20 protein-coding genes and 1 other annotated feature are annotated in these 23,513 nt (G+C 44.1%); of the genes, 5 read left to right on the top strand and 15 right to left on the bottom strand.

The features are described from left to right. Window positions 1-4: 4 nt before the first annotated feature. Window positions 5-218: a binding site (T-box leader), on the top strand. Window positions 219-262: 44 nt separating this feature from the next. Then, entirely contained in the window at window positions 263-1,249 is a 987-nt protein-coding gene (gene trpS / locus GJB59_RS16215; protein ID WP_142826117.1) for a tryptophan--tRNA ligase, read from the top strand. A 39-nt stretch (window positions 1,250-1,288) separates the two neighbouring features. Here trpS and GJB59_RS16210 read toward each other — a convergent pair whose 3' ends face one another. The 8 genes from GJB59_RS16210 to GJB59_RS16175 all read right to left on the bottom strand — a co-directional run bounded on the left by GJB59_RS16210 (window position 1,289) and on the right by GJB59_RS16175 (window position 11,860). Further along, complete coding sequence (locus GJB59_RS16210) at window positions 1,289-3,019, bottom strand: peptide ABC transporter substrate-binding protein (protein ID WP_142826116.1); 1,731 nt, start codon at window positions 3,017-3,019, stop codon at window positions 1,289-1,291. A 288-nt stretch (window positions 3,020-3,307) separates the two neighbouring features. After that, window positions 3,308-5,134 (bottom strand): oligopeptide ABC transporter substrate-binding protein, encoded by a 1,827-nt coding sequence (gene opp4A, locus GJB59_RS16205; protein ID WP_142826115.1) that lies wholly within the window; start codon window positions 5,132-5,134, stop codon window positions 3,308-3,310. A 117-nt stretch (window positions 5,135-5,251) separates the two neighbouring features. After that, entirely contained in the window at window positions 5,252-6,163 is a 912-nt protein-coding gene (locus tag GJB59_RS16200) for an ABC transporter permease (protein WP_142826114.1), read from the bottom strand. Between the two features lie 25 nt (window positions 6,164-6,188). Further along, window positions 6,189-7,151: an oligopeptide ABC transporter permease gene (gene opp4B, locus GJB59_RS16195; protein ID WP_142826113.1), complete on the bottom strand. Its 963-nt coding sequence runs from the start codon at window positions 7,149-7,151 to the stop codon at window positions 6,189-6,191. Window positions 7,152-7,156: 5 nt separating this feature from the next. Then, window positions 7,157-8,092 carry an ABC transporter ATP-binding protein gene (locus GJB59_RS16190; RefSeq protein WP_142826112.1) on the bottom strand — a complete coding sequence of 312 codons (936 nt, stop codon included), beginning with the start codon at window positions 8,090-8,092 and terminating at the stop codon, window positions 7,157-7,159. After that, a complete protein-coding gene (locus tag GJB59_RS16185) occupies window positions 8,079-9,095 on the bottom strand; it encodes an ABC transporter ATP-binding protein (protein ID WP_142826111.1) in 1,017 nt (338 codons plus the stop codon). The genes GJB59_RS16190 and GJB59_RS16185 overlap by 14 nt, the downstream gene beginning before the upstream one ends. Window positions 9,096-9,658: 563 nt before the next feature. Then, window positions 9,659-10,894 carry a beta-ketoacyl-ACP synthase II gene (gene fabF / locus GJB59_RS16180; RefSeq protein ID WP_142826110.1) on the bottom strand — a complete coding sequence of 412 codons (1,236 nt, stop codon included), beginning with the start codon at window positions 10,892-10,894 and terminating at the stop codon, window positions 9,659-9,661. Window positions 10,895-10,921: 27 nt separating this feature from the next. Beyond that, the gene (locus GJB59_RS16175; RefSeq protein ID WP_142826109.1) at window positions 10,922-11,860 is read right to left on the bottom strand and encodes a beta-ketoacyl-ACP synthase III; all 939 of its coding nucleotides are present in this window, start codon (window positions 11,858-11,860) and stop codon (window positions 10,922-10,924) included. 187 nt (window positions 11,861-12,047) lie between these two features. On the opposite strand from GJB59_RS16175, the gene GJB59_RS16170 reads away from it, so the two are divergent. Further along, the gene (locus GJB59_RS16170; RefSeq protein WP_142826108.1) at window positions 12,048-12,233 is read left to right on the top strand and encodes a YjzD family protein; all 186 of its coding nucleotides are present in this window, start codon (window positions 12,048-12,050) and stop codon (window positions 12,231-12,233) included. Window positions 12,234-12,265: 32 nt separating this feature from the next. Here GJB59_RS16170 and GJB59_RS16165 read toward each other — a convergent pair whose 3' ends face one another. The 3 genes from GJB59_RS16165 to GJB59_RS16155 form a co-directional block, all read right to left on the bottom strand. Further along, window positions 12,266-14,407, bottom strand: coding sequence for an ATP-dependent Clp protease ATP-binding subunit (locus GJB59_RS16165; protein WP_142826107.1), 2,142 nt, complete (start codon window positions 14,405-14,407; stop codon window positions 12,266-12,268). Window positions 14,408-14,625: 218 nt separating this feature from the next. Continuing rightward, on the bottom strand, window positions 14,626-14,934 hold the full coding sequence (locus GJB59_RS16160; protein ID WP_142826106.1) for a metal-sulfur cluster assembly factor: 309 nt from the start codon (window positions 14,932-14,934) through the stop codon (window positions 14,626-14,628). 67 nt (window positions 14,935-15,001) lie between these two features. Beyond that, on the bottom strand, window positions 15,002-15,772 hold the full coding sequence (locus GJB59_RS16155; protein ID WP_142826105.1) for a prolyl oligopeptidase family serine peptidase: 771 nt from the start codon (window positions 15,770-15,772) through the stop codon (window positions 15,002-15,004). A 160-nt stretch (window positions 15,773-15,932) separates the two neighbouring features. Between GJB59_RS16155 and GJB59_RS16150 the strand changes: the two genes are divergently transcribed. From GJB59_RS16150 to GJB59_RS16140, 3 genes are read left to right on the top strand one after another with little or no spacing between them, the layout of a single operon-like run. After that, window positions 15,933-16,739, top strand: coding sequence for a Cof-type HAD-IIB family hydrolase (locus GJB59_RS16150; RefSeq protein WP_142826104.1), 807 nt, complete (start codon window positions 15,933-15,935; stop codon window positions 16,737-16,739). Between the two features lie 23 nt (window positions 16,740-16,762). Then, complete coding sequence (locus GJB59_RS16145) at window positions 16,763-17,614, top strand: DegV family protein (protein WP_142826103.1); 852 nt, start codon at window positions 16,763-16,765, stop codon at window positions 17,612-17,614. A 14-nt stretch (window positions 17,615-17,628) separates the two neighbouring features. Next, a complete protein-coding gene (locus GJB59_RS16140) occupies window positions 17,629-18,966 on the top strand; it encodes a CoA-disulfide reductase (protein ID WP_142826102.1) in 1,338 nt (445 codons plus the stop codon). A gap of 63 nt (window positions 18,967-19,029) precedes the next feature. Here the strand turns inward: GJB59_RS16140 and GJB59_RS16135 are convergent, their stop codons facing one another. The 4 genes from GJB59_RS16135 to GJB59_RS16120 form a co-directional block, all read right to left on the bottom strand. Continuing rightward, the gene (locus GJB59_RS16135) at window positions 19,030-20,496 is read right to left on the bottom strand and encodes an alpha-amylase family glycosyl hydrolase (protein ID WP_142826101.1); all 1,467 of its coding nucleotides are present in this window, start codon (window positions 20,494-20,496) and stop codon (window positions 19,030-19,032) included. Between the two features lie 452 nt (window positions 20,497-20,948). Beyond that, the gene (locus GJB59_RS16130; protein ID WP_142826100.1) at window positions 20,949-21,320 is read right to left on the bottom strand and encodes a YisL family protein; all 372 of its coding nucleotides are present in this window, start codon (window positions 21,318-21,320) and stop codon (window positions 20,949-20,951) included. A 68-nt stretch (window positions 21,321-21,388) separates the two neighbouring features. Then, window positions 21,389-22,288 carry a fumarylacetoacetate hydrolase family protein gene (locus tag GJB59_RS16125; RefSeq protein WP_142826099.1) on the bottom strand — a complete coding sequence of 300 codons (900 nt, stop codon included), beginning with the start codon at window positions 22,286-22,288 and terminating at the stop codon, window positions 21,389-21,391. A 43-nt stretch (window positions 22,289-22,331) separates the two neighbouring features. Then, window positions 22,332-23,510 (bottom strand): DUF418 domain-containing protein, encoded by a 1,179-nt coding sequence (locus tag GJB59_RS16120; RefSeq protein ID WP_142826098.1) that lies wholly within the window; start codon window positions 23,508-23,510, stop codon window positions 22,332-22,334. Window positions 23,511-23,513: the final 3 nt, after the last annotated feature.

The raw sequence follows: 23,513 nt of genomic DNA, 5'->3' as shown, positions 1-23,513 counted from the left end.
TATAAAATGAGCGATGAAAAAGAGGAGTAAATGCAGTTCCTTCTATAATAGAGAGTCTGTGGTTGGTGAAAACAGATGAAGTGCTGCATTGAATGGACTTTTGAGCTGAACCGGTGAACAACTAAGTAGCCGGTTCCGTGTTCTTCACGTTATGAAGAAGAGTGGCCGGCGACGGCAACTAGGGTGGTACCGCGGAAAACACATCATTCGTCCCTTTTTTTAGGGATGTGTGCTGTGTTTTTTACTTTGAGGAGGAATTGGGATGAAAAAAATCTTTTCAGGCGTTCAGCCTACCGGTACAGTAACACTCGGAAATTACATAGGCGCTTTTAAACAGTTTACGGATTTGCAAGATGAATATGACTGTATCTTTTGCATAGTGGATCAACATGCGATCACGATGCCCCAGGACCGCTTAGAGCTGCGCAAAAATATCAAGGCATTAGCGGCGCTTTACCTGGCTGTCGGAATCGATCCTGAAAAAGTGACGTTGTTCATCCAATCGGAAGTTCCGGCGCACGCACAAGCCGGATGGATGCTACAATGCGTTTCGACCATAGGAGAACTTGAACGCATGACCCAGTATAAAGACAAATCAGCTAAAAATACTTCTGTACTAGCCGGGTTGTTAACATACCCTCCATTAATGGCTGCTGATATCCTGTTGTATCAGACCGATATTGTGCCTGTGGGGGATGATCAGAAACAACATATTGAACTGACACGTGATCTAGCAGAAAGGTTTAACCGCAAATACAATGATATCTTTACGATCCCTGATATCCGTGTCCCGAAAAATGGCGCTCGCATCATGTCACTTCAAGATCCAACAAAAAAGATGAGCAAATCAGATGGCAACAAAAAAGCAATCATCACATTGCTGGATGACTTGAAAACGATTGAAAAGAAAATTAAGAGCGCAGTGACCGACTCGGAAGGCATCGTCAGCTACGATCCCATCAATAAACCGGGTGTGGCAAATCTATTGACCATTGAAGCTGCTCTGACCGGTGAATCAATTGAGAATCTGGTCGCGAAATACGAAGGCTCAGGTTATGGGGATTTTAAAGCTTCTGTCGCTAAAGCTGTTACTGAACATTTGGCACCTATCCAAGAACGGTATGCTGCTTTGATCGATTCGGACGAACTGGACAAAGTTCTTGACGCTGGCGCTGAAAAAGCCAACTTCCTGGCAAACAAGACATTAAAGAAAATGGAAAACGCCATGGGTCTCGGGCGTAAAAGATAATAAAACAAAAAGGGCTGCTCTGATTGCAGCCCTTTTTGTTTACTCTTTTCCAGAAATATATGTCCATTTAAAACTATAATCACTTCCAAATGGGTGTTTTACGATATTTTTCACGTAAGGTTTCTTCAACGACATGGTCCCCATCTGAAAGATTGGGGCAATGGCCACATCTTCTTCGAGCAGGATTCTTTCAGCTTCGGCCATAGCTTCCCACCGGGCAACCGGATCTCGTGCCAGCTCCCCTTTAGCCGATTCGATCAATGCATCAAATCCTTCATTCGAATAAGACATCGAGTTGAGTGGAGAATCCGTCACAAACAGATCAAGAAATGTCATCGGGTCCAAATAATCCGGTCCCCACCCTGTATGCAGGAGATCATAATCCTGTGCTTCTTCAAGTGCCAGGAGTTCCTCAAAAGGGACTGTTTTTAAATCAATAGTAAGTCCCTCCAGATTTTCTTCCAATTGAACTTTCAACTCTTCATTCAGTTCAATAGCAACATTATGATCTTCTCCCAAAAGTTCCAGCGTGAGTTCATCCAGCCCTTCTTCTTCTAATCCCTGGCTCCATAATTCAGCAGCTGCTTCAGTGTTGAACTCAAGCATGTCTCCATTTATAGAGCGAAAATCTTCATCGTTTTCATTGAAAGCAAATTCTGACGGCACTAAGTAGTTTGCCGGCATTGAGCCATCTGCCAGGACTTTTTCAACGATGTCCTCCTTATCGTAGGCTTGTGCTAGAGCTCTGCGAATGTCCTCATTTGCGAGAGCTGTTCTTTCATCTTCACGTAGCTGGTTGAATTTAAAGTAAAACACGTTCGGACTCTGCCCTTCCATCACTTCCGGATCATCGGAATATTGATTGGCGAACTCACCTGCAAGAAACGTAATGTCTTTTTCACCAGAAGTGTATAGGTCAACAGCGGTCTGAGGATCTGTTACAACGTCTACGTTGATCGTTTCAAGAACAACTGTTTCCGCATCCCAATATTCTTCATTTTTTTCCATTGTCCAGCTTGATCCATCACTGCCGTCCCAATTGGTCAATTTGAATGGCCCATTATAAAGAACCTGATCAGCGTTTGTAGCATAAGCGTCCTCCGCTGCTGTAACAAACGCTTCATTTTGTGGATAGAAAGTTCCGAACGACATCAGGGAAATAAAGTATGGGATTTGGCGCTCGAGTGTAACAATCAATGTGCTGTCATCCGGTGCTTCTACGCCTAATTCCGTAGGCTCCATTTCACCTGCAGCTATGGCTTCAGCATTTGCGATAGTTCCCGTCATCATGTAAGGTCCATAAGGCGACTCTGTAGCCGGGTCTATTGCACGCTGCCAGGAGTAAACGAAATCTGCTGACGTAATCGGTGTACCATCCGACCAGTTGGCGTCACGCAAGGTGAATGTGTAAGTCAATCCATCTTCACTAATCTCTGGTTCTTCTACAGCAAGCGCCGGAATCGCTTGGTTGTCTTCATCCAGACGGAAAAGCCCCTCATTAACATTGTTCAATACATTAAACGTACCCACATCTTGAGCAAGTACCGAATCCAGCAATGTCAGTGCACCCATTTCCATTATATTGAGAATTTGTTCGTCATCCTTCTCGAAATGATTTTTTCCGCCTCCACTCTCCTCTTCTTTTGTCTCTTCACCGCCGCTCCGTGCCGCATCCGTCTCTGTGACAATGTCTTGTTCGCTGCATCCAGACAAAACGACAATTGCCAGTAAAACCAATACCATAAGCATAAAAACTTTGGTGATCTTCACTTCTTTTCCTCCTTCAAATTTAGTCTATATGTATGATTTTATTATACGCTTATCTCGCTAAATTCATATCATTTATTTGATATTTATGATTAATTAATCAAATTTTTATCATCATAAAACTTTTTATAGATCCAGAAAGACAGTAGTTTAAGCAGAGGAGTGAAATTAACAGGACTTTCTAGTTGTCTTATAAATTCGAAACGACGTGCCGGGATGCGAATGGACTAAAAACTGTAATGCATTTTCAAACAAAAAAAAAAGCAACCCGAGGGTTACTTTTTCTTTTTACTATTCTGCAGTGACTGGTGATTCTGCGTTGACCGCAAGTTCATTCAAGTAAACTTCCGTACCATCGCCGATTGCGTAGTTTAATACACGATCGTTAACCGGGCTTAATACTGCACGGTACAATGTCGGGAATACTGGTACTTCCTCAACCATCAACTGCTGCCATTCGTTGTAAACTTCCTGGCGGTATGCAAGGTCAAACGATTCTTCTGAACGACCTTCTGCAAGGAGGCGCTCGTTATCTTCATTTTCCCAACGCGCAAAGTTGTAAATGGCGTTAGCGCCGTAGAGCCCTGAAGGATCTACGTCAATGCCTACTCCCCATGCTGCTTGGAAGACATCTACATTTGGATCATCTTCGCCGCCGTTGCCGACACGGTCATAAAATGAGTTGAATTCAAGCATTTCCAAGTTCACTTTCAAACCAACAGCTTCCCAAGACTGAACATAGTATTGTGCCAACGGTTCAGCTGTGTCGCCGCCAGTCATTGAGATAAAGTTAATCTCAAGTGGATTGCCTTCCGGATCTTCACGCAAGCCATCTCCGTCTGTATCTGCATAGCCTGCGTCATCCAAAAGCTGATTTGCTGCTTCAGGATCATACGCACGGCCTTCATTGCTATCGTCATGGAATTCAGGGTGGGATGGTGGAATCAATGTTGTCGCATTCCAACGCAAACCATTATAGAAACGTTCGCCGACTGCTGTGTTGTCTACTGCATGCCACATAGCTTGACGAAGTTCCTTGTTGTTCATTTTCGCTTCAGGGTCATAAGCTACAGTGCTGCTTTCAGCATCCCATGTTCCTAATTTAAAGCCAATATAAGTGTAGGCGCGATCAATCGCTCCTAAATATTCCACGTTCGACATTTCAGCATTATCCGGGAATTGATCCACTGGGAACTCACTGATCAAGTCTACTCCGCCAGTTTCCAGTTCCTGAACTACTGTCGAACTGCTGATTACTTTGATTGTAACGCCATCAAGGTTTGGTTCGCCGCGCCAGTAGTCTTCGTTTTTAGAAAGAGTTACAGACTCGCCAGGTACGATGCTGTCCACTTTAAATGGTCCAAAACCGATTGGGTTTTCACGCACTTCAGGTGAAGAAGAGATATCGGCAACTGCCATGTCTCCAAAGATGTGCTTAGCCAATGGATAAGACCAGATGCTTCCTGTCAAAAGAGAAGGTGTAGATTCAATATACGTAATTGACAAAGTTTTTTCGTCAACTACTTCAATGCCTGAAATCGTATCAGCGGATCCGCTGTTGTACTCTTCCATTCCTTCAATGTTTGTGAAATCAGAGTTATAGCGTGGGCCATCATAGTCTGGGTTACCGATTACTTCGTGGGCAAACAGCCAGTCTTCTGCAGTTACAGGTTCGCCATCATGCCAGTTGACATTGTCGCCAATTGTAAAAGTGAATGTACGGCCGTCTTCTGAAACTTCATATGTTGCTGCTCCATCATTTGTGTAGACATAGTTTTCATCCCAAGTTAGTAAACCTTCATCAAACCATTCAAGGATTTCAGCATCCGGCGCGCCAGAATAGAAGTTCCAGTTTAGTGTTCCTTCAAATACGGTATCTGATACCAAACCAAATGTAATAGTTCCGCCGTCAATCGCTTCGCCTTCATTTGTTTTCACGTTGCTGAAATCATCGATTGAATACATTCCGCCATTCTCAAGTTCCTGTCCGCCATCAGTTTCGGCTTCTCCGCCGCCTTCTTCTGGGGAAGCCTCTTCATCACCGGAACAAGCTCCTAATATCAAAGCAAAAGACAACATTGGCAATGCTAAATATCTAGACCATTTATTTTTCGGCATTCTCTGTTTCCTCCTCTTTCTTCTCGAATAAAGCTCTTTTGGACTGTTGTTGCACTTGAATAGAGTAATTTCTGCCTGGTACTTAGAACCCTACTCCCCCTTTTCCCCACTTTTTTGTTACCCTCTGCGCTGACGGGCATCGGTAGCGCGTTTTAAGGCTTGCCCGACATTATTTATACAAAGCATCAAGACAAAAATGAGTATTGATGCCGGTAACCAAATCCACCATCTTAATTCCAGTGTTTGAGGGTTTCTTGCATAACTGATCAAAGTCCCTAAACTTGGAGTCGATTCTGGAAAGCCGAATCCTAAAAAGGAAAGGCCAGATTCGATTCCAATATTTCCTGCCAAATTTAACGTCATCGTCACAATGATGATCGAACTAAGATTTGGCAGTACCTGGAAAAACATGATTTTAAAATCAGAAGTCCCTAATGTTTTGGAGGCTTTTACATAGTCCAATTCTTTTTCCTGAAGTGCTTTTGAACGGATCAGCCTCGCAATTCCCATCCATAAGAAAGCTGTCATGATTAACGAAAAGGATACGATGCTGTATCCAGGTACAGCTGTTACGAATGCGATAACAATCATCAAAATTGGCAATACCATGAAGAAGTCGACGAAACGCATGAAAACATTGTCCACTGTGCCGCCGTAATATCCAGAAATCAGCCCGACCAATATACCGATGATTCCTGTCAATAGAGTAACTAAAAAGCCGATAGCCAATGAATTGCGCGTTCCAATGATCAATTGGCCAAAAATGTCGCGTCCACCATAGTCAGTGCCCAGCCAATAAGTGGCCGACGGCGGTTCATAAAGAGCAAAAAGGTCGACTTTAATGATTTCGGACTGGTCCATGATGATGGATGTACCGAAAACACCGATAATGATCAGGAACAAGAACAGGAGAGAACCAAATGCAATTTTGTCCCGAATTAACTCTCTTAGTAATATACTAAATCCGGATGGGCTTTTGCCGAGGCTTACATCCGGTATTTGTGCTCCGCTGTCTTTATCAATTCTCATATTTACACCTCAAAATTGTCATTTATTATTTAATCCGGATACGTGGATCGACTAAACTCAAGATAATATCAGATAACAATGCACCAATAATTGCTGCAAGTCCGAACAACAGGACTAGAGCCGTCATTACGCTGTAATCACGTAAACTGATGGAAGAAAGGAACAATTCACCCATACCTGGGTAGCCAAAAATATTTTCGATGAATATGGTCCCGCCAATCAAACCGGTAATCTCATAGCCGAAAAAAGCTGCGATTGGAAGCAGGGAATTCCGCAATACGTGGCGATTATAAACCCTTGATTCGGAAGAACCTTTGGCACGGGCAGTTACGATAAAATCCTTTTGTTTTGTATCAATGATCTCACTTCTCAAATACTGGACTGTAGAAACCGTCGTGATCAATGCCATCGACAATGCCGGCAATAATAAATGGTTGAGTTTGCTGATAAAATAGGCAAAAGTTCCAGGCTCTGTGCCTGGTGCGACACTGCCGCTAGTTGGGAACCAGCCGAGCTGGAATCCAAAAATGAACAGCATAACCAAAGCAAAAATAAATAATGGAGCTGCAAATCCGATGTACGTATAGCCAGTGATGGCACGGTCTAACCATGTATCGTTAAAGCGGCCGCTGATGATGCCAAGTGGGATGGCGATCAAGTAAGTCAGGATCAAAGTAGCTAAAGACAGCCACAATGTATTGATCATGCGTTCACCGATCAGTTCGGATACAGGCATCTTAAAGCGGAAAGATTGTCCGAAGTCCCCTTGCAGGACGCCTTTAACCCAATCGATATACTGTACATACCAGGGATTGTTCAAGCCGAGCCGTTCTCTCATCGCTTCAATGGTAGCGGGATCGATATTTGGATCGATCAGCCCGGTCAATGCATCACCAGGCATAGCCTGAGCTAAAATAAAGACCAAAATACTTAAGACAATAATTTGCGGGATGGTTATAAGCGTTCTTCGTACAATTAATTTCCACATACCATTCAACCTCTCTCAGGCAATGCTACTTGATGGGTAGCTGAAATTGATTTTAACGAGAAAGGCAAACCTTCTTCATCAAAAAAGTCTTTTTCCAGCTTGTCATATTCGGTTTTTACTAATTTGCGGTTTTCATAATGCATTTCGCGATTCCGTGGATTGCTGTCTGGAATGGCCGCTATCAAACGCTTCGTATAAATATGCTGAGGATTCGTAAAAATTTCTTCCGAAGTGCCGTGTTCAACATATCGCCCTTTATACATAATGCCGATGTGATCACACATATGGCGGATGATGCCCAAATCATGGCTGATGAATAAATACGTCAAGTTCAGTTCTTTTTGAATTTCTCGCATAAAGTTCAGTACCTGGGCCTGTACAGATACATCCAAAGCTGAAACCGGCTCATCCGCAATAATCAATTTCGGGTTGAGCGCAATTGCACGGGCAATGCCAATCCGCTGCCGCTGCCCTCCCGAGAATTCGTGCGGGTATTTATAGATGGATTCAGGACTTAGTCCCACTAACTCCATCAGCTCCTGAATACGGACACGCTCTTCTTTAGGAGATAGATTTTCATAATTGCGAAGCGGCTCAGCTACAATATCCGCCACCCGTTTTTTGGGATTCAGTGATGAAAAAGGATCCTGGAAAATCATTTGAATATCTTTTCGCACATCGATATATTCTTTTTTGCTGACAGAAGCCAAATCTCTGCCTTCGAACATGACTTTTCCTGAAGTTATATCATTTAATCCAATAATTGCGCGGCCTGTCGTCGTTTTTCCTGATCCGGATTCACCAACCAGCCCATAAGTCTGGCCCTGCTCAATCGAAAACGAGACGCCATCCACCGCACGCACATGATCTTTAACTGTCTGAAAGACACCTCCGCGCACCGGAAAGTGAACTTTCAGATTTTCAACTTCAATTAGCGACATAATTGCGCTCCTCCTCGGCTTGTTCTGGGAAGTAAAAGTCCTTGTAGCAAGTGCAGCGCACATAATGGCCAGGACTAATTTCGTGGAGTTCCGGTGAAGCCTCGTGCTCAGATTCCTCGATCCAAGGAATTCGTGAAGCGAACCGGCATCCGGTTCTCGGCAAATTCTGGAGCGATGGAACGACGCCCTGTATTACGTGAAGTTCTTCTTTTACATCATTTAATGTCGGGATTGAATTTAAAAGAGATCGTGTATACGGATGCTGCGGATTTTCCATCAACGTATAAACATCCGCGATTTCCACAATTTGCCCTGCGTACATAACCGCTACCCTATCTGCCATTTCCGCTACTACCCCTAAATCATGGGTGATCAGAATAATTCCAGCATGGATGGTTTCTTTCAATTCTTTTATCAAATCCAATATCTGCGATTGGATTGTCACATCCAGAGCAGTAGTCGGCTCATCTGCAATCAGCAGTTCTGGCTGATTTGAAATTGCCATTGCAATTACAATACGCTGCCGCATTCCTCCAGAAAGCTCATGTGGATATTGATGATAGGTTTTTTCGGGTCGGGGAATGCCGACCTGGTTCAGCAAATTAATGACCTGCAGTTTCCGCAGGTTCTTGGAGCTTTTTGGGTTATGGAGGAAAATCGCCTCATCTATTTGGGCACCTACTACCATAAGCGGATTCAGCGCAGAAAGGGCATCCTGGAAGATCATCCCCATCTCTTTGCCCCGCAGTTTTTTCATTTGATTGGGGCCTGCTTGAACTAAATTACTGCCTTTGTAATTGATTTCCCCTTCAATTTTGGCTCTTGTGTGCAGTCCCATAATGGAAAAGGCAAATGCACTTTTACCAGAACCTGACTCGCCAACAATTGCTAACACTTCATTTTTTTTGACTGTTAACGTTACATCATCGACAGCAGCATAATGGTGATCTTTTATTCGAAAGGACGTTTTTAGATTTTTGATGTCAAGCAAAACTTCACTCACATTTATCCCCCTCAACTTATAGCTATTCTCTGGTAATTTGATAACTCACTTTTGCAGCCGGCACATCATAAAAATTCAATCTTCAGACTTATCAATTTAAAAAAATAAAGTAAAAACTGTAAGTTTTCACTTATGTAAAAATTTCACATAAGCAACTATACTTTTTTTAAATAATAGTCTCTCCTATTAATTTTATTACAATAAAATTACAAAAACAATATTATTTTTAATTTTCCAAAAAATCAAGCCGTACAAAGTTCGTATTTCTTTGAAAGAACGCTGAAGAATCAGCATTTTGAGAGCTTTTTATTTTAGACATAAATACTTGTCCTTTAACAATCCGCAATAATAGGAGTTATTAATCATATAACTTGAATTATCCATCCAAATACCTCAATACTATTGCCTCTCTAATTTAGGATAACATAAGACAAAGAATAATCGGAAAACTTTTTCAATTTTTATAAAATTATGGGTTTATTCCCTAATCATTTACTTTCATGAATATAAAAATGGCAAGCAGCGGATTATTTCCGCAGCTTGCCATTTGCTCCTGTTACTCTTTAAATCTTTTTGAATACCAAAGATGCATTATGTCCGCCAAATCCTAATGAATTGCTCATGGCGAATTTAAGATCCGCTTTACGTGCTTTGTTTGGAACATAATCCAAATCACATTGCTCATCAGGCGTTTCATAATTTGTTGTTGGCGGCATGATGCCTTCCTGCAATGCCAGGGCAGTGAATATCGCTTCGACTCCGCCGGCAGCTCCGAGCAAATGGCCGGTCATGGATTTTGTCGAGCTCATTCCCAGCTTATAAGCGTGCTCGCCAAATACTGTTTTAACAGCCATTGTTTCATATAAATCATTATATGGTGTGCTTGTTCCGTGAGCGTTGATGTATCCAACCTCTGTAGTTTCAACACCAGCATCTGCCAGTGCTTGTGCCATTGCACGGGCTGCACCTTCCCCACCTTCAGCAGGAGCTGTAATATGATAAGCGTCTCCAGTTGAACCATAGCCGACAACTTCGGCATACATTTTAGCACCGCGTGCTTTTGCATGTTCATATTCTTCAAGGATGACGATTCCCGCACCTTCACCAATGACAAAACCATCCCGGTTCTTATCGAACGGGCGGGATGCTGTAGCTGCATCCTGATTTGTTGTCAATGCTGTATTGGCTGTAAATCCAGCTACTGATAATTGAGTAATCGGCGCTTCTGCTCCACCAGAAATCATGGCGTCTGCATCTCCGCGCTGAATCACCTTAAAGGCATCTCCGATCGAGTTTGTGCCTGAAGCACAAGCTGTCACCGAACAAGAGTTGATGGCTTTCGCACCAAAGTAAATCGATACTTGGCCGGACGCCATATCCGGAATGATCATTGGAATCAGGAAAGGACTGATGCGCCGAACACCTCTCGTATTCAGTACGTTCATCTGGTTTTCGATGGTTTCCATTCCACCAATTCCCGAACCGATCCAAACACCGGTCCGCAACGCTGTTTTGTCATCCAACTCAAGATTCGCATCTTTCATCGCCATAATAGACGCAGCCAGCGCATAATGCGTAAATCGGTCCATTTTCCGCGCATCTTTCTTTTCAATATAATCTTCTATCGAAAAGTCATTTATTTCTGCTGCAATTTTCGCTGAGTACAAATCTGCATCCAATCTAGTTAATGGCCCAACACCGGATTCACCATTTTTTATGGCTTCCCATGTGGTTTCAATATTATTTCCCAAAGGTGTTACAGCACCAATTCCTGTAATAACTACACGGCGATTTTCCATTCTATCTTCTTCCTTTCGCATATCTGATTATTTGCCCCACTTCATAGCAATTGCGCCCCATGTCAATCCGCCGCCAAAGCCGACCATAACGATAACATCATCGTCTTTCACGCGGCCTTCTTCGACGTCTTCTACTAGAGAAATCGGAATGGACGCTGCTGAAGTGTTGCCATATTTATGAATCGTTTTTGACATTTTCTCAACCGGAAGACCCAAGCGTTCTCTGGATGCTTCCATGATGCGGATATTAGCTTGATGAGGAATCAAAAAATCGACATCTTCTTTTTGCATTCCTGCTTTTTCAATCACGTTTATTGCTGACTCACCCATCTGGCGTACAGCAAATTTGAATACTTCTCTGCCGTTCATCTGCAAGTGGTCTTTTTCGTCCTGATAAAGGTGCTTCCCACCAGAACCGTCAGCTCCAAGTTCAAAAGACAGAATTCCACGGCCTTCCGAAACTTTGCCGATGACTGCAGCCCCGGCGCCATCACCGAAAAGGACAGCGGTGTTGCGGTCTTCCCAATTGGTGATTTTCGATAGTTTTTCGACGCCGACAACTAACACATATTTATAAACATCAGAATCGATGAACTGTTTGGCGGTAATGACTCCATACATGAACCCTGCACATGCAGCTGAAATATCCATAGCAGCTGCGTTGACAGCGCCAATTTCCTGCTGGATGACGCAAGCCATTGATGGAAATGGCTGGTCAGGCGTAACTGTCGCCACTAAGATCAAACCGATTTCAGCAGGATCAATGCCAGCATCTTCAATCGCTTTTTTTGCAGCATCCCGTGACATGTCGGAAGTGTCCTGATCGTCTTTCGCAATGCGGCGTTCTTCTATGCCTGTCATTGTACGGATCCACTCGTCGCTAGTATCCATGCGCTGCTCTAATTGAAAGTTCGTCAATCTATCTTCCGGCAGGCATCTGCCCAAACCGATTATTCCAGCATTCATCTTCTATCCCTCATTTCAATTATCATCATATATTAGTACCTGGTGTTAATAATACGCCACTGGATAGCTTATTTCAACTAACTGACATAATTCCGACAAAAAATCTTCAATCTACGGAATCTTTCTTTCTGTCTGTTAAGGCTTATGCTATGATTAATCTAGATATTCTATGTAGAGGTGAAACTAGATGCAATATATTGGAACATTTTTATGGTCATTCTTATTGATTTCATTGGTAAACTACGTGGTAAGTGCAGTACAGAACGTACCTTTCGATTTCATGATCGGCGTTTACATTTCAGTTGCGGTTTCCATTCTGATTTTTGTGATGTCAGCTATTATCCCAGAAGGTCCTGCTCCTGAAAAACATTAATACAAAAAAGAAGCGTAATCCGGAAATCCGGATTACGCTTCTTTTTTGTTGATAATGATTTGTTTGTTGTCATCCATCGTCAATTCCAGTTCCGTATGGGCCACAATCCCGCCTTTGATCAGTTCACGGGCAATGTTTGTTTCGATATTGCGCTGAATAAAACGTTTTAACGGACGCGCTCCAAAGACCGGATCGGTTCCGGCTTCAACAATGTAACTGATAACCGAATCATCCACTGTCAGCTTGATTTGCTGCTGGCTGATGCGGGCAGCAAGTTCCGCAATCATTTTCTTCGCTATGCCATAAAAATGAGTGTTATTGAGCGCATGGAAAATGACGATATCGTCAATGCGGTTTAAAAGTTCTGGCTTGAAGTGCTTCCGCAGTTCACTCATGACAATATCTTCAATATCATGTTCGCTGCTGGCATCACTGATGTAAGCAGATCCGATGTTGGAAGTCATAATCACTACGGTGTTCGAGAAGTTGACCAGCCGTCCCTGGCTATCGGTGATGCGCCCATCATCCAGAATCTGCAGCAGGATATTGGCAACATCCGGATGTGCTTTTTCAATTTCATCCAGCAGCACGACAGAGTAGGGATTACGGCGCACTGCTTCTGTCAGCTGCCCGCCTTCCTCGTAGCCGATATATCCCGGGGGCGCTCCGACCAAACGGGAGACGCTGTGTTTCTCCATGTACTCGGACATATCGATCCGGATAAAATGATCTTCCGAATCAAACAAGTTTGCTGCCAGTGCTTTGGCTAATTCCGTTTTGCCGACGCCAGTAGGACCAAGGAAAATGAACGAACCGATTGGCTTTCTTTCGTCTTTGATGCCGGCGCGCGCTCTCCATACTGCTTCCGTTACCAGTTCGACTGCCTGGTCCTGGCCAATTACACGTTTTTTCAAAGTATCGCCTAAACGCAGCAACTTGTCCCGCTCGCCTTCCACTAGTTTCGTCACCGGTATACCCGTCCATCTTGCGACAATGCCTGCAATTTCTTCTTCGGTAACTTCCTCACGAAGCAAGCGTTCAGCACCTTCTTTTTCAAGATCCGCTTCCAAAGACTGCAGTTCTTTTTCGAGCTCAGGAATTTTGCCATGCTGCAAAACAGCTGCGGCGTTCAAGTCGTACCGGTTTTCGGCATCTTCCAGCTGTCTGCGGAACTGGTCCAGCTGTTCGCGTTTTTCCTGAATTTTTTTCAATGACTCTTTTTCTTCAGTCCATTGATTTTTCATATCTGCGGAAGAGTCTCGAAGCTCTGTGATTTCTCCACGCAAGGTTTCTAATCTGGCTTTGCTTGCTGCATCTTTTTCTTTCATCAGAGCCTGCTCTTCAATCTCGAGCTGCATAAGACGGCGCGTCACTTCATCAAGTTCCTGCGGCATCGAATCGATTTCCGTGCGGATCATGGCACAAGCCTCATCGATCAAATCGATGGCTTTATCCGGCAAAAAGCGCTCGGTAATATAGCGGTCAGACATCGCAGCCGCAGCTACAATCGCCCGGTCATGAATCCGGACAGCGTGGTGAAGTTCAAAGCGTTCTTTCAAACCACGTAAAATGGATACGGTATCTTCCACCGAAGGCTCGCGCACCATCACCTGCTGGAAACGGCGTTCCAAAGCCGGATCTTTTTCAATATGCATCCGGTATTCATCCAACGTAGTCGCCCCGATGCAATACAATTCTCCTCGTGCAAGCATCGGTTTCAGCATATTCCCTGCATCCATCGCACCTTCTGTTTTACCGGCTCCAACAATGGTGTGAATTTCATCAATAAACAGGATGATCTGTCCTTCGCTGTCTTTCACCTGTTTCAAGACGCCTTTTAAACGCTCTTCGAATTCCCCACGATATTTGGCGCCGGCGATCAAGGCACTCATGTCCAGTTCGTAAATGGTCCGGTTTTTCAACCCTTCCGGTACGTCATTGCGGACAATCCGTTGTGCCAGCCCTTCGACAATTGCTGTTTTGCCGACGCCAGGTTCTCCGATCAGCACGGGGTTGTTTTTCGTTTTCCGTGACAGGATTCGGATGACGTTGCGGATTTCCTGGTCGCGGCCAATGACTGGATCCATTTTTCCGGATTGTGCCTGTTCGACCATGTTGCGGCCAAACTGCTCCAATGGGGATTTTTGTTCTGTGTTATTTGGAAATTGAACCATACCAACCACACCTTCCAATTAGTTTGACTATCTTTGACTAATTAAATTATAGTTAAATTATCAGGAATAAGCAATTATTATGAATTTATTTTTTTGTTTTGAGGATTTGAACTGCAGGATGAGAAAATCGCTTCAGGCGAGCGTTTTTTGAGGATCTCCGCAAAAATATACTAAAAAAACCTTGCCGGGTTCAACTCCGGCAAGGTTTTTACTGTTGGTTATCTGACGCCAAGCGCCATTTTTGCATAGCGTGACATATGATCTTTGCCCCACACTGGCGTCCAAACGATTTTAACATCGACTTCTTCCACTTCAGGCAGTTCGTACAAAGCAGATTTGACCATTTCTACGATTTGAGGTCCCATTGGGCAACCCATTGACGTCAACGTCATCGTTACTACAGCAAAGCCATCTTCTGTTACCATTACATCATATACAAGCCCGAGATTGACAATGTCAACTCCCAATTCGGGATCGATTACTGTCTCTAATGCACCCATCATGCTGTCTTTCATATCTTGATCCATTCAAAATCCCTCCCTTTACTAGTAATACCATCTTATCAAACTTTGGCTGGAATTGAAATTGACACGCTTACTCTGTCTTCAAGTGTTTCGCGAGCCACTCTGTCGCTTCGAGCATTCCTTTTCGACTGACAGCATGCCCTGCTTCTCTTTCACGGGCAAATACAATATTTTCCGGCATCGCTTTGTATTGTTCTTTGAGTTCTTTGAACAAACGATAAGTTGGCTCAAACGGCACTGTCACGTCCTGTTCCCCGTGCCAGAAATAAATCGGACGGCCGTTGAATTTCGGCTGATTTTTTCCACTGTCGAAAATAGCTAAAGTCGACAACATGCGCTCGCGTTCGTCCGCACTGATCGGTAGCTGGAATCCTCTTGATTCGTATTGAGCCATTTGCGCCTGCGCCAGTTCCACATAATTCCCTGCACCCATCATTACTGCCGCCGCCTGAATCCATGGATAAACAGTCATCGCACCCAAAGTAGTGATGCCGCCCATTGAAGTTCCTCCTACTCCAAGTTCGCCAGCGACCAGTCCTTGCTCATGCAATTCTTTGTGCAAAATTGCCAGCTCCTCTATGGAGGTCAGCACAATTTCCCAAAACCGCAGACTTATTTGAACTTCATCCGACCCTTCACTTCGTTCCCCGTGTAAAAGCGCATCCGGCAAAATCACCCGCAGCCCTTTTTCGGCCAATTGATAGGCATAATGCAAGTTATGTTCTTTGGCGCTCATATGGCCATGAAAAAAAACAACCGTCGGCAATGCGGTTTCCGCTCCCTGATCAGGAGTTATATGCAGCAAGGGGATGTGTCCCCACATTTGTCGTTGGACTCTCAACTAGATTCACTTCCTTCATTATTTATCCTACCAATCTTCCAGAAATCCGGCAATCACCAATTCTTTTCCAGTTCACGTTTTTAGATTTCCTCAAGATTTTTTGACGAATCCTGTGCTTTATCGCTACACTAGTAATAGATAGAAAGGAGACGGCTATTTTATGAAACAGCATTTAATCGTTCTTGATTTGGATGGAACCTTATTGACAGACCAAAAAGTCATTTCTCCCAAAACGAAACTGACTTTAAATAAAGCAATTCAAGCAGGACATGAGGTGATGATTGCTACTGGCCGGCCATACCGTTCAAGTGAAACCTATTATAAGGAACTGGGATTGACGACGCCAATCGTTAACTTTAATGGTGCGTTTGTCCACCACCCGACCAACCGTCACTGGGGTACACATCATAATCCAATCGGATTGGATGTGGTCCACGAAGTTGTGGAGTCTATGCATGATTATGATTTCCACAATATTGTTGCCGAAGTTCTCGATGATGTTTATGTCCATCACCACGACGAAAAACTGATGGATATTTTCCGTTTTGGCGATCCGACCATTACTACAGGTGATTTGCGAAACTACTTAAAGACAGATCCAACATCCATTTTGATCCACGCGCCTTTTGAGCGGGTGCAGGAAATACACGACCACCTGTCATCGGTCCATGCGGAAGTGATTGATCATCGCCGTTGGGGAGCTCCTTGGCATGTTATCGAAATTGTCAAAAGCGGCATGAGCAAAGCAGTCGGTTTAGACCGCGTTTCCAAGTCCCTTGGTATTTCTAGAGAAAATATCATCGCTTTCGGTGACGAAGACAACGACTTTGAAATGATTGATTTTGCAGGAGTTGGAGTGGCGATGGGCAATGCGATTGATCCCTTAAAAAATATTGCCAATGAAATCACGCTAACGAATAACGAGGATGGCATTGCTGAATTGCTGATTGACCGGTTGAAATTGTAAATTTTAAAAAGGGGGGATTACTTATGAGATTATTCGCTGACAGCGCATCAGACCTGCCGAAGGATTTTTTTGAAAATGAAAATGTTGTTTTGTTCCCGCTTCGCGTTCATATTGGAGACCAGGATTTTGAGGATATTAGAGGCATTCAGTCTATCAAAGTATTTGATGCGATTCGTGCAGGAAGCCATCCAAAAACATCGCAGGTTTCACCTGAAGAGATGCTGACCGCTTTTGAGCAGCTTGCAAAAGACGCCGATGAAGGCTATTATATCGCCTTTTCTTCTGAACTGTCCGGCACTTATAGTACAGCCGTGATGGTGGCAGATCAGGTGCGCGAAGAATATCCGGATTTAAAGCTGACTATACTGGATTCGAAAGCCGCTTCACTCGGTTATGGACTGTTGGTAAAAGAAGCGGCAAAATTGCGTGCCGCCGGACAGCCGCTGGACAAAATAATTGAAAAGACACGCTTTATGGCTGACCATCTGGAAAGCCTCTTTACCGTAGAAGATCTGGACTATATGGCCAAGGGCGGACGCATTTCCAAAGGAAGTGCATTTGTCGGAGGCTTACTGAATATTAAGCCATTGCTTCATGTAGAAGAAGGCAAATTGGTGCCCATCGAAAAGCTGCGCGGGCGAAAGAAAGTCATCAAACGGATGATCGAACTTATGAAAGAACGCGGAAACCAGCTGGATCAGCAGACCATTGCCATCAGCCACGGAGACGACGAAGAGTTCGCCAATGCCCTGAAACAGGAAATCGAAGAAAACTTTCACCCACAAAGTGTCGAAATCCATATGATTGGTTCCGTTATTGCCGCCCATACCGGACCCGGAACTTTGGCTTTATTCTTCTTTAATCAGATTGACTAGGAGCTGATTGGACTTTGAAAAAAATTGTCATTATAGGCGCAGTAGGTGGGGGCGCGACAGCCGCTGGACAAATCCGATTTTATGATCCGCAAGCGCACATCGTTGTGTTTGACCGCGATTCCACAATGTCTTACGCAGCATGCGGAACGCCTTACGTGATTGGCGATGTCATTGAAGACGAACGTTCCCTCATCATGGCAGATCCTGAGCAGTTTAAAACCAAACGGGATATTGATGTGAAATTGCGTCATGAAGTGTTAAAAATCAAACGGGAAACAAAAACAGTCCATGTCCGAAACATCGAAACTGGGGAATTATTTGAAGAGCCTTACGATGTGTTGATCCTAGCTCCAGGGGGTTCCGCCATTGTACCGGACATTGAAGGGCTGAATTCCTCAAAAACGTTCACTTTGCGCAGTTATGGAGATATGCAAAAGATCGACCAGTTTATCAAATCCCAGCAGCCGAAAAGCTGCGTTGTATCTGGCGGCGGTTTTATTGGCCTTGAAATGGCAGAAAACCTGAAAAACCTTGGCCTGGACGTTTCGCTGGTGCATAAATCGCCCACCATTATGTCCATTTTGGATACCGATATTTCGTTGATCATCGAAAAAGAACTAGCGCTTCACGGCGTTAAGCTGATTACCGGAACTGCAATTGAAAAAACCGAAGGCAAATCCATCAAGCTGGAAAATGGCATCGAGCTCCAGGCTGATTTCATTATTATGAGCATCGGTTTAAAACCAAATACAGAGCTTGCTGAAAATGCCGGATTGAACATTGGTGAAACTGGCGGCATCAGAACCAATGAGTTCATGCAGACTAATGATCCATCCATTTATGCTATCGGCGACGCTTCTGAAAATTTCGATATGGTAACCGGTGATCCGAAAAGAGTTCCACTCGCTTCTCCTGCCCACCGGCAGGCATTTATCGCTGCCCGCCATTTGATGGGAGACAAAATAGCGAAAAAAGGATTGCTTGGAACTTCTGTTTTAAAGGTTTTCTCGTTGACTGCCGCAATGACCGGATTGAACGAAAAGGCGATTACCGACAAAAAACTGGATTTTGCCACTGTTGTTCATACAGGCAACTCCAATGCCGGTTATTATCCCGAGCATTCAAAAATAACATTAAAGGTCCATTATGATCCAAAGACCCGCAAAATCCTGGGTGCACAGTGCATTGGCGGAAAAGGTGTTGACAAACGCATCGACGTCATCGTAACAGCCATATACGCAGGGCTGACAGTCGACGATTTGCAGGCATTGGAGCTTTGTTATGCCCCTCCCTATTCTTCACCTAAAGATCCAATCAACATGATTGGCTATAAGGCGATTATTGAAAAGTAACCATATGCAAACAGGCAAAGAAAAAGCGATTTGCTTTTTCTTTGCCTGTTTTGTTTTGAGAAACTATTGCACCGTTTTTCCGGCTGTTTTTTTTGCTGCGGCGTCTGCTTTGCGCTGCTTGCCTTTACGCCAAACGACCCATAGGAACAGCATAAACACGACGTACATGATTGCAAGAGTTGCAATATAGGCCGTATTGAGTTTAGTTTCTTCCGTCACATGGAAGACTTCCGCAATTTCACGGTCTTGCGTTATACGGTATTCCCCGTTGTCTTCCTGGCGGATAATGTCGCTTTCAAATAAACCGCGAAGCTCCTGGCCATCACCAATGGTGTCAGCAGACAGGTTAATGCTCTTTGTCGAAGAAGAGTTGTTAATCGCAACAATCCAGGTTTCTTCGTCATTGGAACGTTTGTAGACCAGCCAGCCATCTTCATCATGCAGCATTTCCAATTCACCCGACCGCAATGCTTCAGATGAATTGCGCAAGGATGTCAAATCTGTAATATGGTCAACCAGTTCTTTGTCTACAGCCAAATCCAAAATTTGATGCGATTCTGGCAATTCTGTCCCATTCATTGCAGATTCGGAGCCATACTGGACGACTGGTATTCCAGGCATTGTCAATAACTGTGTCAACAGCAGAGTCCAGCGTGTCGGTGGAAATCCATTTTCTGCGACGATATCCGCCGTAAACCGTGATCCTATTAAAGAATCCACTTGAATCAGGCTGTCTTCGCTTTCTTCCATAATAGAAGAAATCTCCGTTAAATCCTGATCAAAATTCTTATAGGCCGCACGAAGAGTTTCCTCCACCCCTGGCAAGACGACAGCATCAAAACCAGGCGTTTCCGGCATTTCACGGTCGCTTAGGATATAGCTGTCCCGAACAGCTTTAATAGCTTCGGAAAAAGCAAGGACAAAATCCGGATTCAGCTGGTCTGCATTCTGGAGCCGGAACCCATCAATCTGATAGGTTTCGCTGAATTCCGAAAATGTAGAAATCAGCGCTTCTTGGACTTCTGAATTCGCTGTATCCAAAGCGAGGCTGCCGTCTTCATTTTCCGCAAACCATTCCGGATTTTCCGCTGTCCAAACATGATCTTCATTTACTTGCTGCGTTGGGACATCCACAATCACTTTCATATCCTGATCATGAATCTCGGCTACCAATGTTTGGAACTCTTCCTCTGTTCCAAAATGGCGCTCAAATTCGGTATAGTCCAATACACTTTTCCCATCATATGTAGCTGTCGAAAACACAGATCCTATTGAAAGAGCGGTAAAGCCCATTTCTTTCACAAATAATAGTTCACTGGCCATGCCATCAAAATCGCCCCCGTTAAAACTCGAAGGGTCTATAGCATTCACTTCATAATCATTGTCGATCTTTTTGTTGAAATAACGGTCAACCAGCACATCATAGATGAGCTCATCTTCCAAATCGCGCTCGTCAGCAGCAAATGCCGGATTGGCAAGTGTCAGCAGCAGTGCGCCCGTTATGATGCTTGAAATCCATTTTGCCTTCAATCTGAAATCCTCCTTCAATGAGGTTGTTATTGCGTTCCACCCGGTTAATTTTATCAAACTCCAGCTACCGCCGCCATGTTAAGTTCAAGTTTCGGCAGCGACTTGCCGGAGTTTCGTCTAAACTGTGAAAATCCATAGAAAATCGCAAGCGCCCGTGTAGGTCCGACGGGCATAAGACGCTCCGGCGAAGCGGCATGTTTTTAGCAGCACAGCCAGAGCGGCCTATGACCCCAGAATCTGGCAGCTGGAGTCTGGACACAGAAAAGCGTAAGCGCCCGTTTAGCTCTGACGGGCATAAGACAGACCAGCGAAGTGGCATGTTTTAGCCACACAGCTGGGTTGGCTTATGACCCGAAGAGCTGGGCGCTGGAGTCTGGACAACGAAAAGCGCAAATTATACTATTTCAAAACATAAAAAAAACAGGTGCTGGATGCACACCTGCCTGATTTCTTTAAAAGAAATCCATTCCGATCGGCAACATAAAACCGATGAACATTGTTGCAAACAAGAATACTGCAAACAATGCCCAAAACATCGTAACCGGTTTTTGTTTTTTCGAACGGACCAAAACCATTTCCATCATTCCGATTGTCAAAACTCCCAACAGGAATTTGATGCCGTACAGCATTGGATCTGAAGAAGACCATTCGATGAACAATGTAAGCCCTGTAATAATGATCAAAACGTAGAACAATCTCAAGACCATGTGCAGAATTTTACGGCCTTTGCTATCGCGCTGCATAAATGCAGCGATCAAGAACAAGATGACTGCAACGACCCACGTCGTGATGTGTAAATGTGTAGTCTGTGTAAAAATATCCAAAAGCTCACCTCTTCTAATAAAGTCCTTTCCAGTTTATCACAAGTTGGACAGTCGGAAGAGCTCCTATCTTATGACAAATGTGTGACGAGAGTACCGATGGATTCAATTGATACTTTGATAGTGTCTCCAGCTTTCAGGAATTTTGGCGGATTAAAGCCTTTCCCGACTCCAGCAGGTGTTCCAGTAAGCAGAACATCACCTGGTTCCAAAGCAATATATTTTGAAACTTCCGCCACCAGATCATCCACGCGGCGGATCATGTTTTCTGTGTTGCCGTTTTGGCGTACTTCGTCGTTCACTTTTGTCACAATTGACAGATTTTGTGCTTGCGGAATTTCATCTTTTGTCACAATATAAGGACCTATCGGACATGAACCCGGCAAGCTTTTCCCTAGGAAATACTGCTGATGCTTTTCCTGCAGGTCCCGTGCAGTCAAATCATTTGCGATGGTATAGCCAAAAACATAGTCATAAGCCATTTGCTTAGGTATTTTGTGGCCGGCTTTGCCTATTATGACAGCCAGCTCGCCTTCATAATCATATGAATCGGTCAAATCACTGTGAACAGAGACAGTTTCTCCGTCCGCTGAAATACAAGTAGGCGATTTGGTAAAAACCACCAAATCTACTGGAGCTTCTGCGCCCATCTCTTTTGCATGATCCGCGTAATTTTTTCCGATGCAAATAATATTCTTGGGAGTTCTTGAAATCGGAGACAACCATTCAATTTCTGAAAAAGAGTGTTTGAATTCTTCAGAGCGGTCAGACTGAACAGCAGCTTCCGTCAATTTACGAATTTGTTCGACAAACTCCAGTCCTTGCGGAATTCCTTCTATCAATTGTGCCGGGAATGCAGGAAGGACCTCTAATTGCTGTTGGATAGCAAGCAGATCCCATACAGCTTCTTCCTTTTTAACCTTTGGTCCGAATCCTTCTTTTCCTTCATAGCGAAATGATAACAGCTTCATTCGTCAAACACTCCTTTTCTTTGATTGAATTCATTATACACATTCAGGGTTTTGAATTGTTAGTTTTTTCGAATTTATTTCCATATGTCCATTTTCTCCAGAGGCTTTCAAGCGGGCCTCTTGAGAATTTTTCAAACCAAAGTTCTGCAAAAATCAGCTGAACAACGAAAATTCCGATGGCAATCAATGTTCCCGTAAGCAAATCCACTTGACCATAGAGGCCAAACCCGTACGAATAAAAAATCAGCGTGGCCAAGATGGATTGCATAATATAGGTTGTCAGCGACATCCGTCCCACTTTCGCTACTGGAGACAACAGCTTCTGTATGTTCGTTTTTTGTGCCAGCAAAGCGATTATTGCCGCATAGCCAACTGCTACAAGCGGCCCACCGAAAATATCCTGCAGATAGACAAAGGCATAATTCGGCTCAAACAAAAACGGCGCAGCTTTCAACAGCAAACCGACTAACAACGGGACAATAGCTAACAGCAGCCACAATTTGCGTTTTTCCTGCGTCCGCTCAATTAGCCGCCACTTTGCCGCAGCTGCTCCAATCATCAGAAACGGCAGAATCGTTGCAATCAAAATTATATAGCCGAACAAATTATTCGTGTAAGTCCAGTCCGCTAAGCGTTGGCTGAAGATTTCGGCAAAATTGCCGGATTGATAGGATTGGATCGAGCTTTCGATTTCCATGTATCCTACATACGTATTTGGATCTGCGGCCGCGGCTATAAACATGACACCCAATAGCAGCAGGTGTGGGACTGCATAAATAATGGCTGCAAAGCCCATCAGCCAGCTCGATGGCAGCCTGATCATCCCGATAAGCAAAAAGCCCATGATGGCGTACGTGATCAGAATATCTCCATACCAAATCAAAAAGGCATGGACGATGCCAAACAGCAGCAGAACTGCCAGGCGCTTTACAGCCACTGGCATAAAGGGGCTCTGCTTCGCTTCTGCGCGCATAAATTGCATGGCCAGCCCATAGCCAAACAACATCGCGAATAAAGGATAGAAACTGGCTTGAATGAAAATATCAATGAACAGGTACACCCATTCATTCACAGTCCCATCAAACCATTTATACGGGTCGATATAGGAAAGAGGCGAATGGAAAGCCAGCATATTGATGATCAAAATGCCGAAAAGCGAGAAACCCCTCATCAAATCAATCGCTTTTACTCGTTCGTTTAATAAAACTGGCTGTAAGTTCAAATT

Source organism: Planococcus soli, assembly GCF_016881065.1.
Classification (GTDB): Bacteria; Bacillota; Bacilli; order Bacillales_A; family Planococcaceae; genus Planococcus; species Planococcus soli.
The sequence above is the reverse complement of the archived record's forward strand: the minus strand, read 5'-3'. Positions and strand labels throughout refer to the sequence as shown.